At 34.2% G+C, this 18,408-nt stretch carries 15 protein-coding genes; 10 read left to right on the plus strand and 5 right to left on the minus strand.

Annotated features, from left to right (window positions below):
• The first annotated feature begins 484 nt into the window (after positions 1-484).
• The 5 genes from NK356_RS05405 (at position 485) to NK356_RS05425 (ending at position 6,837) form a co-directional block, all read left to right on the plus strand.
• The gene (locus tag NK356_RS05405; protein WP_253316400.1) at positions 485-1,651 is read left to right on the plus strand and encodes a T9SS type A sorting domain-containing protein; all 1,167 of its coding nucleotides are present in this window, start codon (positions 485-487) and stop codon (positions 1,649-1,651) included.
• Between the two features lie 126 nt (positions 1,652-1,777).
• Positions 1,778-4,429: a 4-alpha-glucanotransferase gene (locus NK356_RS05410; protein ID WP_253316401.1), complete on the plus strand. Its 2,652-nt coding sequence runs from the start codon at positions 1,778-1,780 to the stop codon at positions 4,427-4,429.
• Between the two features lie 139 nt (positions 4,430-4,568).
• Entirely contained in the window at positions 4,569-5,564 is a 996-nt protein-coding gene (locus NK356_RS05415) for a hypothetical protein (protein WP_253316402.1), read from the plus strand.
• Between the two features lie 186 nt (positions 5,565-5,750).
• Positions 5,751-6,200 carry a hypothetical protein gene (locus tag NK356_RS05420; RefSeq protein ID WP_034695675.1) on the plus strand — a complete coding sequence of 150 codons (450 nt, stop codon included), beginning with the start codon at positions 5,751-5,753 and terminating at the stop codon, positions 6,198-6,200.
• Between the two features lie 127 nt (positions 6,201-6,327).
• Entirely contained in the window at positions 6,328-6,837 is a 510-nt protein-coding gene (locus NK356_RS05425) for a ferritin (RefSeq protein ID WP_002981834.1), read from the plus strand.
• A 73-nt stretch (positions 6,838-6,910) separates the two neighbouring features.
• On the opposite strand, the gene NK356_RS05430 is transcribed toward NK356_RS05425, so the two are convergent.
• Both NK356_RS05430 and NK356_RS05435 read right to left on the minus strand, forming a co-directional pair.
• Positions 6,911-7,135, minus strand: a complete 225-nt coding sequence (locus NK356_RS05430; protein WP_034695683.1) for a hypothetical protein — start codon at positions 7,133-7,135, stop codon at positions 6,911-6,913.
• A gap of 132 nt (positions 7,136-7,267) precedes the next feature.
• Complete coding sequence (locus NK356_RS05435; protein ID WP_253316403.1) at positions 7,268-10,408, minus strand: exodeoxyribonuclease V subunit beta; 3,141 nt, start codon at positions 10,406-10,408, stop codon at positions 7,268-7,270.
• A 182-nt stretch (positions 10,409-10,590) separates the two neighbouring features.
• On the opposite strand from NK356_RS05435, the gene NK356_RS05440 reads away from it, so the two are divergent.
• The 4 genes from NK356_RS05440 (at position 10,591) to NK356_RS05455 (ending at position 13,798) form a co-directional block, all read left to right on the plus strand.
• Entirely contained in the window at positions 10,591-11,337 is a 747-nt protein-coding gene (locus NK356_RS05440) for a hypothetical protein (RefSeq protein ID WP_034695688.1), read from the plus strand.
• The gene (locus NK356_RS05445) at positions 11,338-12,156 is read left to right on the plus strand and encodes a hypothetical protein (protein WP_253316404.1); all 819 of its coding nucleotides are present in this window, start codon (positions 11,338-11,340) and stop codon (positions 12,154-12,156) included.
• Positions 12,157-12,171: 15 nt separating this feature from the next.
• Entirely contained in the window at positions 12,172-12,984 is an 813-nt protein-coding gene (locus tag NK356_RS05450) for a carboxypeptidase-like regulatory domain-containing protein (protein ID WP_253316405.1), read from the plus strand.
• Positions 12,985-13,063: 79 nt separating this feature from the next.
• Positions 13,064-13,798: an SIMPL domain-containing protein gene (locus NK356_RS05455; RefSeq protein WP_034695695.1), complete on the plus strand. Its 735-nt coding sequence runs from the start codon at positions 13,064-13,066 to the stop codon at positions 13,796-13,798.
• Between the two features lie 54 nt (positions 13,799-13,852).
• Here NK356_RS05455 and NK356_RS05460 read toward each other — a convergent pair whose 3' ends face one another.
• The 3 genes from NK356_RS05460 to NK356_RS05470 form a co-directional block, all read right to left on the minus strand.
• A complete protein-coding gene (locus NK356_RS05460; protein WP_253316406.1) occupies positions 13,853-14,365 on the minus strand; it encodes a GNAT family N-acetyltransferase in 513 nt (170 codons plus the stop codon).
• Between the two features lie 3 nt (positions 14,366-14,368).
• The gene (locus NK356_RS05465) at positions 14,369-14,590 is read right to left on the minus strand and encodes a PspC family transcriptional regulator (RefSeq protein WP_034695702.1); all 222 of its coding nucleotides are present in this window, start codon (positions 14,588-14,590) and stop codon (positions 14,369-14,371) included.
• A gap of 93 nt (positions 14,591-14,683) precedes the next feature.
• Positions 14,684-15,940: a DUF2851 family protein gene (locus tag NK356_RS05470; protein WP_253316407.1), complete on the minus strand. Its 1,257-nt coding sequence runs from the start codon at positions 15,938-15,940 to the stop codon at positions 14,684-14,686.
• A 901-nt stretch (positions 15,941-16,841) separates the two neighbouring features.
• On the opposite strand from NK356_RS05470, the gene NK356_RS05475 reads away from it, so the two are divergent.
• On the plus strand, positions 16,842-18,401 hold the full coding sequence (locus tag NK356_RS05475) for a T9SS type A sorting domain-containing protein (protein WP_253316408.1): 1,560 nt from the start codon (positions 16,842-16,844) through the stop codon (positions 18,399-18,401).
• The last annotated feature ends 7 nt before the right edge of the window (positions 18,402-18,408 follow it).

An 18,408-nucleotide genomic window follows, 5' to 3' on the forward strand; every position in this document is an offset into this window, starting at 1 on the left:
TCCAACAATGGGTCTTTACCTTCAATACTATTCTTTATTCCAACCCAGTCTGTCACTCCGTAGGAGTCTAAATAAAGCTCTTTCGTGGAATTAAAATAACAGAAATATAATTTCTTCTTATTAAAATGCTTCGACTCCGCTCAGCATGACACTGCTGATACTGACTGCTAAAAAACTTAGACATTTTCTTGTCATCTTACATTCTTTAAACCTCTCATACATGAACCTTGATTCTTACGGAATGACACAATGGTATAGCAATGTGACACTTGAAATAAAGAAGATAGTAGAACAAAAATTTATAACCAATCATTCTAATTCTGACTCCATAACCTCGTATCACGAAACTCGTCATTCATTATTTTTCATCTCTCCAGTGTCCCTATTTAAATTTTATTCAAATACCAGGGATTTTTAATTTTCTAATTCAAAAATTATGTAACTTAGTAAGATAAAAACGATTACGAATCTAAAAATATATGATATGAAAAAACATTTATTCCCTCTGTTTTTACTGTTATTAGGTGTGAATGCACAGGCACAACAGGATTTCTTTGCGATTACAGGAAAAGATACCCAAAGTATTACTTTCAACGATTTTAGGGCAATTGATGGGGTTAGTGGAACTTCAAGAGAGAAGTTTTTTACTGCCGAATCTTCATCAAAAGTATTTTCCCAAACAAGAAAAGGTGTTGTAGCAGAAGACAAAAATTCTTACAATCATTCTCAAGCCGTAACATTAGCTGCTCTTGCCTATGATTCTTCGAATAATAATCTGGTATACATGCCTATGTTTTCTTCGAATATTTATGTTTTGAATCCAAAGACAAAAGAAATTACCTTAGTGGAAAATAATGTGGCAAGAGTATCATCATGTGATATTAATTCTCATATTACCAGAATGGCAACCGGATATAACGGAAACATTTATGCGGTAAATAATGCAGGAACACAGTTTTTAGAAATCAGAAAAGAAGCCGGACAATACAATGTAAATGATCTAGGAATGATTAAAGATGATCCTTCAAATGGCAGAAATTCATTTACTGCAATGGAAACCGGTTTTGGAGGTGATATGATTGCTGATGCAGATAATAACTTCTATGTTTTTGCAGCTTCAGGAAATGTTTTCAAAGTCTTGACCAAAGATTTGAAAGCTAAATTTATAGGTAAAATTGCAGGTATTCCTGATAACTATTCAGTCAATGGTTCCGCAGTAAACGCCCAAGGAAAGGTTGTAGTAGCTAGTGCAAAAGGAGGAGCTTTATACGAGGTTGATCTGACAACTTTACAAGCGAAACAACTTCCGGGAGAAGAAGGACTGCATATTTATGATTTAGCAAGTAAATATTTTGCTAATGATAAATCTTCAACAGTAAATACTCTGGCTGCTAATCTTGATATTTATCCAACAAGAGTTGATGAACATTATATCAACGTTCATATTAATAACAATGTAAAAGGTTCCATTAAACTGAACATTTTTGATATGGCTGGTAAAAATGTAATGACTCAGAACCTGTCTGTGAAAGAGGGTTCATTGGATGAAAAAGTATATCTTAAAGGGTTGGTAGCAGGAGCTTATATTGTGAATATTGCTGATGAATCAGGAAAAATAATATTTAATAAAAAGATTCTGGTAACAAGATAATAGAGTGCTACAATTCAGTATATAAAGACCTTTTCAAATTATTTTGAGAAGGTTTTTTAATGATTATTTGATATCCAATAAGTTTTATTTTTCGATATTAAAATGTACTTTTATAAAAAAATATAGATGAAACTATACTTTAATGTAGGATATATTGTAAATGCTGGAGAAAACCTGCAGCTGGTATTTGGTGAAGAGGAGAATGCCTTACATGTCCATACTATGTTTTACGCGGAGAATGGTGTATGGAAATGTGAAGTAGACTATTTTTCAAAATTCATTTCCTATCATTATCGAGTAGTGAATGAAAAAGGAAATGTATTAAGGGAAGAATTTGTGGGACATCATCTGAGTTTTCCACATAATTATAAGGAATTTATCATTTTTGATGAATGGAATAACAAAAACTTTCCCGAGAATTATTTAAATAATAAAATTCTTTACAATAAACTGCACGACTTTATTCCTGAAAAAGTTACTGTTTTAAAAAAACATACCCATCTCTTTAGAATAGAAGCTCCTATTTATAATCCGGATTGGAGGATTGTTCTTTTCGGAAGTACAGCATCTTTAGGAAACTGGAGCTACGAAAAAGTGGTTCATCTGAATCAGACAGATTTTGGAATGTGGGAAGCTTCCGTTGAAATTCCGGAGAATGAATTTATCCAATTCAAATATTGTATTTACGATACTAAAGAAAATAGGGTTATTGATGTAGAAACCGGAGAAAACAGATTTACGGTAGCTAACCAATTATCTGATGTTTTGCAGGTTGTTTCCAACCATTATTTCAGGTTCAAAGGATATCAGATGTATCATGATGCCGGTGTAGCAATTCCCGTATTCTCTTTGAGAAGTGAAGACGGATTTGGAGTGGGAGAATTTACAGATCTTAAAAAACTGGCAGATTGGACTAAAGAAACCAATCTTGGAATTATTCAGATTCTTCCGATCAATGATACAACAGCTAATTATTCCTGGACGGATTCTTATCCTTATGCAGCTGTATCCGTATATGCTTTGCATCCACAGTATATCTCTTTAGAAAGTCTTGATTATTCTTTACCGAAAGAATTAGTTAAAGAGTATCTATATGAAAAAGAACATTTAAATGCTCTGGATCTGATTGATTATGAAAAGGTGATAGAGGGAAAGTGGAAATATCTTACCGCTGTTTTCAACAAGGAAAAGGATAAAATTTATAAAGACAGAAATTTCAAAAAATTCATCAAGGATAATGAATATTGGCTTGTTCCTTATTCTGCGTTCTGTGTTTTGAGAGACAAATATAAAACACCTAATTTCAACGAGTGGAAGACCCACAAAAAGTATATTGCAGGAAAGATCTCACAATTTTTTACAACGAAAAATAAAGATTACGATACCTCAATGCTTCATGCCTGGGTACAATATCAATTACATGTACAGCTGAAAGAGGCTGTTGATTATACCCATAACCTGGGAGTTTCGTTGAAGGGAGATCTTCCCATTGGTATTTACAGATATTCTGTAGAAGCCTGGACAGAACCGGAATTATTCGGTATGGATTTCCAGGCTGGTGCACCTCCTGACCAGTTTACTGAACTGGGCCAAAACTGGGAGTTCCCAACATACAATTGGGAAGCGATGAAAGCAGACGATTACAAATGGTGGAAAAACAGATTCAAAGCACTGGAACAGTATTTTGATGCCATGAGAATTGATCATATTTTAGGATTCTTCAGAATATGGAGAATGCCAATTTCTGCTGTACAGGGAATTTTAGGGTACTTTTATCCAGCTGTTCCTATTGTAGCGGATGAATTTAAAGCCTGGCAGATTCCGTTCAGTTTTGACAGATACTGTAAACCTTTTATCAACAATAAGATCTTATGGGATTATTTTGGTGAAGAAAGCGGAAAAGCTCTTGAGTTTATGAACCGTAATGAAGATGGTACTTATACTTTCAAAGAAGAATTTGATACCCAGAGAAAACTCGTTAACTTTTTTAAGAAAAAACCACATGGTTCTATTGAAGAAAAATTAGTTTCCCTTTGTGCCAATGTTTTGTTTTTAACAGAAGAAAGAAACGGGAAAACAGTTTACCATCCGAGATTCAATGTTTACAATACGGAATCTTATCAATACCTTCCTGAATCAGAACAGAAAAGTATTTATGATCTGTATCATGATTACTTCTTCAGAAGACAGGATCACTTATGGTTTGAAAAGGCTATGGAGAAACTTCCGGTTATCCTGAATGCTACTAAAATGCTGATCTGCGGTGAAGACCTGGGGATGGTTCCTGCCTGCGTACCCATTGTGATGGATGAATTGGCTATTATAGCCCTTAAAGTACAGAGAATGCCTTCTGAAAATATTCCATTCTATAATCCTAAGAATGCCAATTATATGAATGTGGTGACAGCTTCTTCTCACGACAGTTCCACATTGAGACAATGGTGGAAAGAAGATCCTGCATTGACACAGAAATATTACAACCAACAGCTGATACAGTACGGAAAAGCTCCTGAAGATCTCAATCCTCATCTTGCAGAGATCATTATGAAGCAGCATTTATATAATGAAGCTATGCTGGCTATTTTCCCGATTCAGGAGTTTCTGGCGACGGATGCAGAACTTACCAATAAGAAAATGGATAACGAAAGAATCAACAATCCTGCAGTTTTTCCACATTATTGGTGCTACAGAATGCATATCAAACTTGAAGACCTGAAAGAGCAGAAATCTTTCAACAATAAAATTGCTCACTGGGTAAAAGATAGTGGAAGGATGTAAATTTAACAATTGATTATCAGTTAGTTATAAATAATTTAAAAGAAGTTTGATCTTATGATTTAACTTCTTTTTTTTATTTGTATCAAAAAGATAGAATTAAGATATTCTGCTATATATTAACCAATTAACGACTATAGAGATGAAAAAAATATTTTTGGGATTAGCTCTTGGGTTAGGCATTTTAACGTCGGCTCAGCAGTATCCGAATAATGGTTGGGATGATGATGGTTATTATCAGAATGATGGAGGTTATTACAGTGATCAAGATGATAGAAATTATTTCCCTGACGATTATTATTACAATTATCCTCAGGACTATTATCCAAGTAATTATTACCAAAGCTATTATAACGACTACAGAGGAAGTATTATTAATATAGACTGGAACGGATTTTTCGTACAGAACAGATTAAGCAGATGGCAGGTAGATCAGATTATGAGATTGAATAATCTGTATGCAAGTTTTACAGCATGGAATAATTTCTACAGATATAATCCGGACAGATGGTATTATGACAGGTTTTATGCTCTGGAAAGAATCTTAGGACCAAGAGTATTTGTAGTTTTCCAGAATAACTATTACAGAGGTTCAAGCCCGATAGTGTATTTTCAGAATTACAGAAGAACTTATTATGTACCGAGATATACTGTAATGCCAAGATATAGAAATATTAATATCAATATTTACAGGGTAGACCGATCAAGATTCCGCAGAATGGATAATCCTACTTTTGATATTATCAGAAGAGACAGCAGACCAGATAACGGTTTCAGAAACACAAGAAGCAATGGAAACTCAGGAGGGTTCCGTGGAAATAACGGAAATAACAATAATTCCGGTTTCAGAAATGAAAGTAATGGTGGTTTCAGAAACAGCAATGAAGGCGGTTTCAGAGGGAATTCTGATAATGGAGGAAACAGAGGAAATGCCGATAACGGAGGCTTCAGAAATAATAATGGAGGCGGTTTCAGAGGAAACAGTGATGTAAGAAGAGAAGCTCCTAAAAGAGAAGATAATGGCGGATTCAGAGGGAATAATGGAGGCTTCAGACAAAAATCTGAAAATTCTGCACCAAGACAAGAGAACCGTGGTAATAGCGGTGGCGGTTTTAGAGGCAGTTTAGTAAGGAATTAATTTTCATATATTATATTTAAGTGGTGTGAAGGACAGGTTTTTATAATCTGTCCTTTTTTTGCTGTTTTGTTAATTTATTTTTATTAAAATTTAACATTATTTATGAATTTGTCAATTTAACTTGTGTTTTAATTCATAATCAAAAAGATATAATAACAAAATAACAATTAATTAAATTTTAAAAAGATGAAAAAATTAGTTTTAGCAATAGCATTTATCGGAATGGGAGGTTTTGCAATGGCACAACAGACTACAACTCCACAAGACAGACAGGCAAGAGCGGTTGAAATGAAGCAGAAAATGGAACAGAAACAACAGGAACGTTTAGACCAGATGCAAAAAGACCTTAATCTTAACTCATCTCAGGTAGCTCAGATAAAGGCACTTCAGGATAAAAGAAAAGCTGAAATGAAGGCGGAATTCGACAAAAATAAAGTAGACAGACAAGCTAAGATGCAGGAAATGCAGGCCAAAAGAGCACAGATGGATACTGATATGAAAAAAATCCTTACTCCTGATCAATATGATAAATGGCAGGCTGACAGAAAAGCTAAAGCAGAGAAAATGAAAATGGCAATGAAGGAAAGAAGAATGATGAAAAAGCCAATGAATACGGGAACTGCTGAAGTAAAATAACAGTTTGTAATTTTAGTTTTTTAATGTGTTAAGGATGGATAGTTTTCCATCCTTTTTGTATTAATTTTCTTTAAAACTTTTGATTTCGGGCTTTTATTCCCTATTTTTGACTATAAATTTAATACTTATGGTTAGCGAAAAAATTGCAAAATTAATTAACGAACAAATTGCCCACGAACAATACGCCGCTCAATATTATCTTTCAATGTCTGCATGGTTTTCTGGAAAAGATCTGGATGGAATTGCCAACTATTTCAGAGTACAGAGCAAAGAAGAATTGATGCATGCAGATAAAATGTTTGATTATTTGAATGATGTAGGAGGAGAAATTATCATCGGAGAAATTCCAAAGCCACCCCATGAGTTCGAAAATGCAACAGATATTTTTGAAAAAGCATTAGCACATGAGAAAATCGTAACTAAAAGTATTTTCAATATTGTAAAAAATGCAAACGAAGAAGGAGATTTTGCAACAACATCATTCCTGCAGTGGTTTATCAACGAACAGGTAGAAGAAGAAGCAAGTGCTTCTCAATACGTAACAAAAATCAAAATGGTATGCGATAATCCATCTGCATTATACCTTTTTGATCAGGAATTGTCTCAGAGAGTATTTACTCCTGATACAACCGCTTAAGATTGAAAATTCTTCAAAATATAAAACCGTTATCCTCAGGAATAGCGGTTTTTTTTATTGTATGATAATATCGTTATTTCTTATACGTAGGTCTTTGTATTCTCACTGCAGAAATAAAAACGACTGCTCCCAATACAAAGCTCAGAAACAACGAGTTGGCAATGTTTTCAGTAGACATATAATGACGGTTATCTTCTGTAGCAGATGAATCTAAGTAATCCACAATATGATAAATGACCATTGTAGAAAACAACATCATAATCAGACTTATTACAAGGGAAGTTAAATATATTCTCATGGTTGGTTAGTTGTAATCAAAATATAATCAAAGACTATATTTTATTCGTACTGAATAAAAATAATAAAACCTTTTCTATTTTGAAAGATTTTTTACAAGAATTATGATATTAACCTTTTGGGAATGTTTAAATTATAGATAAATAATCTGAGTTTTGATTACTTTTTTACCCAGGCGTTCAAGAATATTTTTATATCCTTCTACCTGTGCTTCATCCTTCGCTTTTTGTTCACCGGTTTTGAAATCAACAATGATATACCCTTCTTCTCCCTTTAAAATACGGTCTGGCCTGAATATATGGCTTTCTCCTCTTTCAGAAATCATGATATCTTTTTCATTGATTACTTCCCATTTTTCATCAAAGAATTCTGCATAAGTTCTGACAATTTCCTGTAGCGTAAGCTGTATCTCATTTTTTTCCTCCAGCGTAATCTGGCCTTCCAGAGCATACCCGTCCAATACTTTCACTATATCTTTTTCGGTATTGATTTTCGATAAAAGTTCATGCACAAAAAGCCCGATTCTTACTTTTTCATTTCGTACCTGATAGTTTTTTGAAGGTGTTGCAATCTTGATAGAAGTACTTTTTTCATTAACATTCTTCAGATTTTGGATATTCTGGGTTTTAAAAGAAGAACTCTTCTCTTTTGAATATTTCTTCAGCATCTCAGGATTTACGACATACACATCAAACTCATCAGCCTGTTCAGGATTTTTTGTTTGAAGGAATTCCAGTAGCTCCAGGTTATTGGAAGTCTTATTGGCCTTTTGAAGATAAAAAAACAGCTGTTCAACAGGTCTTGTAGTCGCAACATACTGAAGACATAATCTGTCAATCAGGTTTTTATAAGAATTTTTAGTATTGAAAAACAGAATTTCATCATCATAAACTTCCAGATTTTTACTGAACTGGTTGATGTTGACGGATTTTAATGCTTCATTTTCGTTGGTATCAAACCAGTTGGTAAATTCACTGTCCCGGTTTTTGTTCATCATAGGGATAAAAACAATCGGGAATTCCAGTCCTTTAGACTTATGGATAGTCATGATCTGAACGGCATCAATATTTTCCGAAGCCTGAATAGTGTATGATGAAGCTTCTTCGTCCCAATATTTCAGAAACTCTTTGGTACTGGCACCGGCATTCTGCGTAAAGTTGAAAAGCATTTCCAGGAAGTTCAGTAGAAAGTCTGTTTCTTTATTTTCAACAGAAAATTCGTTGATGTAATATTCAATAAAATTATAAAGATTGAACCTCGGGAAGTTATCCTGTTTAAGCTGTAGTGAATATTTTTGCTGAATAAACTGCAGAATTTCTTCATGTCCTTCAATATCCAGAATTTCTTTCATTCCTAAAGTGAAATCCGGCATATCAATTTTTCCCAATGTATTCAGATGGTACATCATCATAATCAGACAATGTTTATTCTTTGAATTGAGTTCCCAGCGAAGAAATTCAATAACCGCCTTTAAGGTATTGGAAAGTTCCAGCGTAAGCCCTTTATCGGAAATCGTTTTAATATTCGTTTCTTCTCCTTTATACTTCACCTTTAAGCTTCCCAGCTTTTGAGAATAACTGAAAATATCAAAATTTCCACGGCAAAGAATCGTAATATCTGAAAACTTAAAACCATTATCCAGGCATTCCTGAATATCTTTCCGCATCCTTTCTGAAGTATCAGTATAAAATTCTTCATTCGTAAGATTTTCAATCAGATTTACCTTTACACGTCCATCCATTTTAGACTTTGGATTTTGCTCGGCATCTGCCCCGAAAATATTTTTATGCTCTTCCAACAGTCCTTCAGAATGAAAGCGGTACAGCTCATTGTTGAATTGTACAATGTTTCTCGCACTTCTCCAGTTGTCTTTTAGAACCAGAAGATCAGCTTCCTTAGGTGAAAACTCCTTTTTGTTGATAATGTCCAGCATCAGTTTACTTTCTCCACCACGGAATCGGTAAATACTCTGCTTGGGATCACCCACCAATGTAAATGAAGTGTATTCTGTAGAAACACTGTGATCTCTCAGTGGAACAAAATTCTGCCACTGCAGTTCCGATGTATCCTGAAACTCATCAAAGAAATAATGCTGAAACTGTGAACCTACTTTTTCATAAATAAAAGCCGAAGGTTCATTTTTAAGATTTTCATTGATCAGAATATTGAATTTAGAAAGAAGAACAAGATCATTTTCCTCCTCAATCTTTTGGAGCTCATCCTGAATATCTTTATTTACCTTTAAAGGAAGAAGAGCAGATAAAACTTTCTCTTTCTTTTGGGTCTCGATGTACAGAAGAATCAGTTTCATTCTGTTGTCGAGAAGCTGGTCAAGGATTTCGAAAATTTCAGCTTCTTTATGTTTGGATTTTGAAGACGCTCCTTTTCTGTAATTATTGATAACAGATTCTTCCTGAGTTGTAGGGAAAGGAAAACCAGCTCTTTTCTGTTGATAAAAATCTATAACCTTAGTAAAGAAGCCTCCGATTCCGTTTTTACCCTGAGCAAAATCTTCAATATCAATATTTCTTGATTTGAATAATTCAATAGAACCGGCAGCCAGCTCTGCAGACTGTTTTTTATTGAGAACAATCTCTTTACGAAGCGTATTCTTTATATTCTCATAATTGGCATCGTCAAAACTTTTATTGCTTTTCAGATGTTCGTAGTGAATATCCTTTACAAATTCCTTCGCAGAATCATAAAGATTTTTGTTAAGATTAATCCTTTCGTTATTTTCAAGACTATAATCTACATAATCCATGAAAGAATTGGAGATGTTTTCATTCTCACCAATCTGATCCAGCATTTTATCAACGGCTTCTATCAGAAATGGCTCAGCTTCAATTTCAAGATTAAAATTTTTCGCCAGTCCTAATTCATAGGAAAAACTTCTTACCAATCTTGAGTTGAAACGGTCAATCGTTCCGATATTCAGTGTGGAATAATTGTGGAGAACGTAATCCAGTAGTTTTTTAGAACGGTGATGAAGCTCATCAATGGTAATTTTCAAACCTTGTTCTTCAAATGCTTTCTGGATATTTTTCAGATCTGTATTTTCAGTATACTCTTTCGCAGAGAAATTTCCCAGCCAGGATAAAATTCTTTCCTTCATCTCATTCGCTGCCTTGTTGGTGAAAGTCAGTGCGAGTATATTCCTGATCGACTGCTGTTGATTAGGATAGCGGAGACAGATCATCAGAAGCCTTTGTACCAGGGCATATGTTTTCCCGGATCCGGCAGAAGCATTGATGACTGTGTAAGAATTTTGCATTGTTGAAAGAGAATTGAGACTGCAAGTTAGCTAAAATTTAAAAGAAATTTTAACAATTTAATCAGCCGATTTAACAGTTTAGAAGGTAAAAATTAAAAAGAAATATTAAAACGCGTTAACTGTGGTTAAACTTATGGGATAAATTAAAAATAATTTTAGCTTTGCTTTATAAAAAATAGCCCGTGAAACTTAAACTATTCTTTTTCTTATCCTTTATTCTTTTTATCCAAACCCATGCCCAAAGCTATATATTTGGTAAGATCATTTCTGAAAATGGTGCTGAAATGCAGGATGTGAATGTCGTAAATATCAGAACTGACGAAATAGTGGTTTCAAACCGGGATGGTCATTTTATGATTTCCGGAAGGCAGGGAGATGAACTACGGTTTATAAAAGCAGGTTATGAGCGTCTCACAAAAAGAGTTTCTCAGGAAAATACCCAGTCTCCTATGAATATAAGTATGGTTCGCCAAACTATTCAGATTCCTGAAGTGGAAGTAAAACAAGGGCTTACCGGAAACCTTAAAATTGATTCAAAACTTTACAATAAGCCGAAGAAGGTGGAAAAACTGATCAAAGAAATGGATCAGTACATTGCTCAGAAATCAGATCCGAGAATATTGGCAGCAAGACCCGGAGAATTTGTACAACCAAAAGGAGAGGGATTTTTTATAGGAAAAGTTAAAAATAAATGGGATGATGTAGATTTAATGAAGTACATCAGAGCAAGCCTTGGTGATGATTATTTTACCAATCTTAAAATAGAAAAACCTCTGATAGATCATTTTATTTATTACGTTTTTGCTGGTGGCTTTGAAAGGAAAAAGATTCTGAAATATGGATTTTGCAGTGATGCGGATCTGAACAGGTTTCAACGTTTTGTCCTGACAAGAATTTCATCTTATCGTGCTCCACAAACTCAAAGATAGATGGAAATTAAATATATCAAAAGGTTTTTGTTTCTTGCGCTTTTTTGTATCGCTCAAGGATTGTGGGGACAACAAAAAATATCAGGGAAGGTAATAACAGGAGATGAACTGGATTTAGCACCTGTACTCGTTGTTAATATCTCCGGGAATAAAAGCACATTAAGCGATATGTCCGGGAATTTTGAAATCGAAGCCAAAGAAAATGATGAGATCAGATTTGTAAAAGAAGGATATTATCGTGTTGATAAAAAAATAACCAAAGAAGAGATCAATGCTCAGCTCAATATTATCCTAAAGAAAATGGAAATTCAAATTCCTGAGGTTAAAATTAAGTATAAACCTACCGGAAATCTGGCAAAAGATAATCAGCACTATAATGAATCCAGAAAACTTCAGGCTTTAAAATCAGATATGGAGGATTATATGAGAAGTCCATTGAATCAACCCTTACCTAATAATGCTATATCAAAAACTTTTACAGGACATGATTTTAATGTAGGCCAGGTAAATCTGTTTGGCGTATTTAATGCTGTATCAGGTCTGGTAAAGAAGGCAACACAACCTAAAATTACCAAAGCGAATTATAATGAAACTCAGGATTTCCTGAGGAGAGTAAGAAATGAAGTGAATCTGAATTTCCTGAAAAAATACGGAATGGATGAAGAACAGATTGATGCATTTCTTCTGTATGCTGATAAAACGCGTTCATTAGCGAAAAGATATCGAAAAGATTTTAGTGTCAGTGTCGTTGAATATGAAATTAAAGTTGCCTTCGGGGAATATAGTAAAACACATAAACTAGAAGGAACTCAAGAATAATATATAAATTAAAAGTTGGCTTATATCACTGAAAATATTGAAACATTAAAACAAAGAAAAATATTTCTTTTCCTGCTTATTCTTTGCAGTAGCTTTGTTTTGTCCCAACAGAAAGTAACGGGGCGAATAGTGGATGACAATGGCGAAAATCTGAGTAAAGTGATCGTGATTAACATGTCTACTGATAAGAAAGTATATTCTGATTCTGAAGGTATATTTTCTATTGATGCCAATCCTAACGATGAATTAAGATTTGTAAAAGAAGACTTCAACAGAGTCTCCAGAAGAGTTCTTATCAATGGGAATAATTTACCTCTGTTTATTACACTTCGTCAGATTCCGAGAGATGTAGGTGAAGTGAAAATTGTAAAAAAACTCACCGGAGATCTGGAAACAGATTCCCGGATTGTAGCCAAAGTAGATAAAGGAGAGCAGGTAAGAGATGCGGTTGGTCTTCCGCAGCCGGTAGGCAAAATGAGAGAAAAGCCGGCAGAAGTGAAAAGTGTGCTTTTACCAATACTTTTAGGAAACCTCAATGTTCAGGGAGTATATGATCTGATCAGCGGGAAAGCCAGAAGACAGAAAAGACAATACAGATATGATGATCTTCAGGAACATATTGCCTGGGTTCGGGACAGAATAGATGATGAATATTTTATCAAAGCCGGAATTCCTGGTGACAGAATTTCAGAATTTATACAGTTTTCATTTCTGGCAAAACCTCAGGTACGAACTTATGTAAAAGCAAGAAACCTTTCCGGTGTTATGCTGAGGTTGGAAGAGACAGCTCCTCTTTTTATAGAGAGATTGCAGCAAAATCAAAAGTAATTTGAATGTTAATAAATTCTTAAAATATTGGAATAGAAATTGATACAATATGAAGTAACAATCCAAATTCACAAATTTTATGAATAAAAACATTTTTGCAGTAGCTATTGCAGCATTAGGTTTTGTCATTGGTCTCGGGTTTTTAGGAAATGCTATTAAAAACAGAAATAAATCTGAAAATACCATTTCTGTAACAGGATTAGGAACAAAACAGTTTACATCAGATCTGATCACCTGGTCCGGAAGTTTTTCGAAAAATAATGTGGACCTGAAATCTGCTTATGATGAACTGGCAATGGATAGAAAAGTAATCAATGACTATCTGCTTTCAAAAGGAATACAACAGAAGGAGATCGTATTTTCTTCGGTAGATATTCAGAAACAGTTCAGAAGCTATAATGATTCAAACGGGAACTATGTTCAGGGAGAATTCTCCGGATATAATCTTACACAAAAGGTTTCTATTGAAAGTAAAGAAGTGGGAAAAATAGAAAACCTATCCAGAAATATTACTGAAATTATCAACCGGGGAATTGAATTCACTTCTTCTTCACCAGCTTATTTCTACACCAAACTGGCTACAGTGAAACAGGAAATGATCGCCAGTGCTACAAAAGATGCAAAAGAACGTGCTGAAAAAATTGCGGAAAACTCGGGAAGCAGCCTGGGAAATCTGAAAAAGGCAACCATGGGTATAATTCAGATTACGGCACCCAATTCCAATGAAGATTATTCTTATGGTGGAACTTTCAATACCTCTTCCAAAGAAAAAGAAGCCAGTATTACCATCAAACTGGAGTACGAAGTAAATTAAATATAAATATCAGTAAAAGAAAAACGCCGGAATAGCTTTCCGGCGTTTTATATTTTAAGCATAAATAATTTTATGAATTTCTTTTTTAGCTTCCTCCACATTTTCAGGGGTGTAGTTAGCAAGCAGCCATAAGTTCAAAGATTTCTTTCCTTCACCATAGCTAGGCTGTACATGAGTGGTATCAATCAAACTGAAATTATTTCTCTGATAAAAAGAATAACGTCTTGAAGCATCTTCACTCAATTCTGCAGGCTCAATTTCCAGGATAATACTCGGATAGCTTTCAGATAAATGATTCATGATATGAGAACCTAATTTTTTGCTTCTGAATGCTTCAAACACTTCAAAATGTTCTACAAAAACAAAAGAACTCAGCTTCCAAAGGATGAGGTAGCCGATAGCTTCCGATTCGTGGATAACAGACATGAATTCTACATAAGGATTTGAAAATAAACTTTCAAACTGATCTTTATCTCTTTGTTCGTCTACAGGAAAAGTCGTCGTGTAAGAAGTATAGATTTCCTGAACTCTATGATCTTCTGCAGAAGTAATCGGTAAAAATTCCATAATTTATAAATCAAAGACACTAGGTCTTCTGGTAATGAAAATATCTTTAATCCAAAGGGTGAATGCCAATCCTAAATAGATCAGAAAGAAGAATCCGGCTGTTGCAAAAGTAGAGTAAATGAAGAAAATTCTCAATTTAGAAACAGGAATTCCCAGCTTGGCACCTGTTCTTGTCAGTACACCAAACCACTCTCTTTCCATTTTATGACGGATATTACTCAGCATTTCCAGATTGTTTTTAAGAATTAAATCTAATACTCAAAGTTAAGAATTTTTTTTGACAACGTTTTTTGAATGATATAGCCTTTTCAGATCAGGTTATTCTTTTAAAAGTTTAAATCCAATGGTACAGGATAAACAATTTTTCGGTTCACAAAAGGTTTTATGATGATAAATAAGACTTTGACTTTCCAGCGCATTGGTGACCTGTAGTCCAAGTTTTTTCCAGCTTGTAATGATAGTGTTTTTCTCTCCGGCAACAGTTTTGTAAAGCTCAATAATTTCGTCTGCAATATCTTCCTGATGATATCTGTGATAGGCATATTGTAAAGGAATTACCGTGTTTACAATGAGAAGATCTATAAAATCTTTGCTCAATGTTTTAGGCTGTACTTTGGAAATACTTCCGAAATTAAAATGAAAATCCCAGTACTCAGAGGCTTTTATAGATTGGAAAATGGAGTAGAGTTGTTCTGCACTTCTCGCTTCCATAATTTTTGAGAACAAATTCTGATGTTGGTAAAGGTCTGCTAATTGAGATAATCGGATGGTAGGAAAATTGGGAGGTCTTAATCTTAAAAACTTAGGATAGAGTTTTAAATCAGGAATGGAAAATTTGGCTTTAACGAAATCGAATTCTCTTTTCCATATTTTCATCTGCCCGTCCTGTGGTTTCTCAAGCCATCCTGAAATTCCAAATAACAAAGCTTCAAGCTGAAGAGGATTCTGACGGATTTTATTAATAATACTGTAATCGATACTTTCTGCAATCTGCCGGAAAATTGAAGCATTTACTTTTAAACCGAATGAATAGGCAAAACTGTGAAATAAAACAGCTTCAAAATTATTTTTATATAGATTTAAACTCTGTTCAAGCGCTGAAGATTTTTCATCCAGTTTTTTCAGGATATTTTCTTCATGAAAATTGACAGGTACTTTTTTCGGATCAAAAATCTTTTCACAGGCAATAAATTCGTCTCCATTAATAAGTTTATCATATTTCCCTACGATATTTTCATCAATATAATTATGCAATTCCAATGTTGGAACCTGCTTTTCTGTAAGTTCATGAATTTCTATGTCATGCTGAAATACCACATGAAGAATAATATTCTGATAATTGGGATCCTGGGAATGATGGTGGAAAATCCAGTCTGAAGAGCGTATATGCAGTTCTATATTTCCTGCGAGCAGTAAGCCGTTGATTTTGATTTTTGCATCAAGAAAATCGGGGCCTGCGTTTTTATTCCATTTTCCGAAATGGATGATCTCAACGGAATTTCCTTCAATATCCTTGAAGTCAAAATGTTTGAAAATCTTATAGTTCCAAAGATATTGAAGTAGTTTTTCCGTCATAAGTGTGACGTAAATATATTAAAATATTATTGTATTTGTTTGGTTCTTATAAAAGAATAAGTTTTTATTAATTTAATGTTTATGATTTATTTATTTGATTTAGTGTGAGTTGAAACTATATCTGTTTTTTTGCTTTATGATTATTTTTTTCAAAAGTTGAATTTTAAAATTATTTATATCTTAGCTCTAATAATTTTAACGAAACAAGCGTAAGCTATCATTTGGAGCACAGAAAACCGCGAATTTTCTAAACAGCCCTAAAAATGATAGACTTACGCCCTTGTACCTAATACGGGCATGAGGGCTGTAAGTCATATCTGGGCTGTTGGGTTCTTCGCGGTACCTCTGTAGCAGATTGACTTTAGCTCCGTGCCTTTCTTTTTATAAAAAATAAGAGAAATTTTTTCGGGGTTAAATATAATACGACATGATCTGTCGCTATGAAGTAATAGCTTTGTTATTAGAAAGAAGACATTACAAAACCACCAATTTAAAATGAAAAAATATGAAATTACTTTATTTTATTTCTCAACATTACAATGCAAAATACCGTGATTTTACGGATTGTCCAAAAAACAGATAGTGTTTAAGTTTACTGCCAGAAAACCGAAACAAATGAGAGAAAAGAAATTATGTTCCCCAACTTAATTTCTTGTATGCACGATATAAGAAATTTTATCTTATTTCTTTAGTGTAGGGCTTTAAAGCCTAAGGTCTTTGTGACTAATTAAGTAAATCCTGATTTTTTAATCAGGCTATATCATCATTTTAAAAAATAAACCAATATGAAAATATTCTACCCATCAGGATAGACTAATCCTGTTGCGCAAAGTCATATCAATAGGCGGTAATGCCTTATTGAGACTTGTTTTAAATCAAAAAATACAAAATTTTAAAAACAATGAAAAAAAATTACACGATTGCACTTTTCTTGTGCACATTTCTGGGCATTTCCGGCCAAGAAACAGAAGTAATCTGGCAGCGTGATATAAAGTCCAGTACGCAGGATTTTTTAAGTCAGGTTACAACTACCATAGATCAGCAGTATCTCATTACGGGTAGCTCAATTCAGAGTGCTCCTTCGAGTGGTTCAGGATTAGCAGGCCAAAAACAAAACAATGGTTATGATTTCCATCTGGTCAAATTGAATCAGCAGGGACAAGAAGTCTGGGAAAAATATTTCTCAGGACAAAATCATGATTATTTATCAGCTACAGTTACGACACAGGATGGAGGATTTTTAATTTCCGGCACTTCCTATTCAGGAAAAGGACTGGACAAAAAAGAGGATTCTAAAGGAGGTTCAGACATCTGGCTTATCCGTCTTAATGAGTTTGGCGATGAATTGTGGCAGAAAACTTTAGGAAGCACTTCTGATGAAGAGGCAAGAGTAGTGATTCAAACGACAGATTTAGGATTCTTTCTTGCAGGTAATGTACAGAATTCTTCAAAAGGGTATGGATCTAAAGATGCATTAATAATAAAATTGGACAAAGACGGAAAAGAATTATCTCAGCTTGTTTTAGGTGGAAAAGGCTTAGATGAGGTTGAAAAAATGATTCCAACAAAAGACGGAGGAGCATTACTTGGCATATATTCCAGAAGCGGTATTGGAGGGGCAAAAACGACGGAGAATTACGGAGAAGGAGATTACTGGATTATCAAACTGGATAAAACTGGAAAGGTTCAATGGGAGAAAAACTATGGTGGTAAAGGTGATGATCATGTAAGAACACTGGCTGTAACCTCATCCGGATATTTAATCGGTGGAGAATCCCGGTCTAAACGTTCAGGAAATAAAACAGTGGGAACTCAGGAAGGTACAGATCTTTGGCTGATTTCTTTAAATGAACAAGGCGAACAGCAGTGGCAGAAATCCTACAGTTTTGGAAATCGGGATGTTCTAATGGGTATGAATGTCCTTCATTCAGTGGATGACAAATCTAACAAAGGAGTTTTACTCGGTGGTTATACTCCTTCAGAGGGTAGAGTGGAGAAAGATGATAATACATTTTGGCTATTGTATATTGATCAGTTAGGGAACGAGGTATGGAGAAAATATGTAAATGGAGAATCCAGACAAAAAGAAGAAAGACTTTCCGATTTAAAATTAAATAGAGACGGTTCAATCATTCTTGCCGGAACTAGTGCAGAAGAGCTTGGAAAAGAAAACTGGAAGATTGTAAAACTGGGTGATAAACAGGTTGATCAGTTGATGGAAAAATACGACATCAAAATCTATCCGAATCCTGTCTCTGATTATGCTTACATAGAAATCGGTTTTGACTTTAAAGATGCGGATATTCTATTGTATGATATGAGCGGAAGACAACTTCAAAGTATAAAAACAAAAAATAAAGTTACCAAAATTAATACTCAGGCACTCATTCAGGGAGCTTATCTGGCGACTATAAAAACGGATACTAATAAAACAGCAAACGCCAAATTAATAAAGAAATAAAACCATG

Source organism: Chryseobacterium sp. S0630 (assembly GCF_024158915.1).
GTDB lineage: Bacteria > Bacteroidota > Bacteroidia > Flavobacteriales > Weeksellaceae > Chryseobacterium.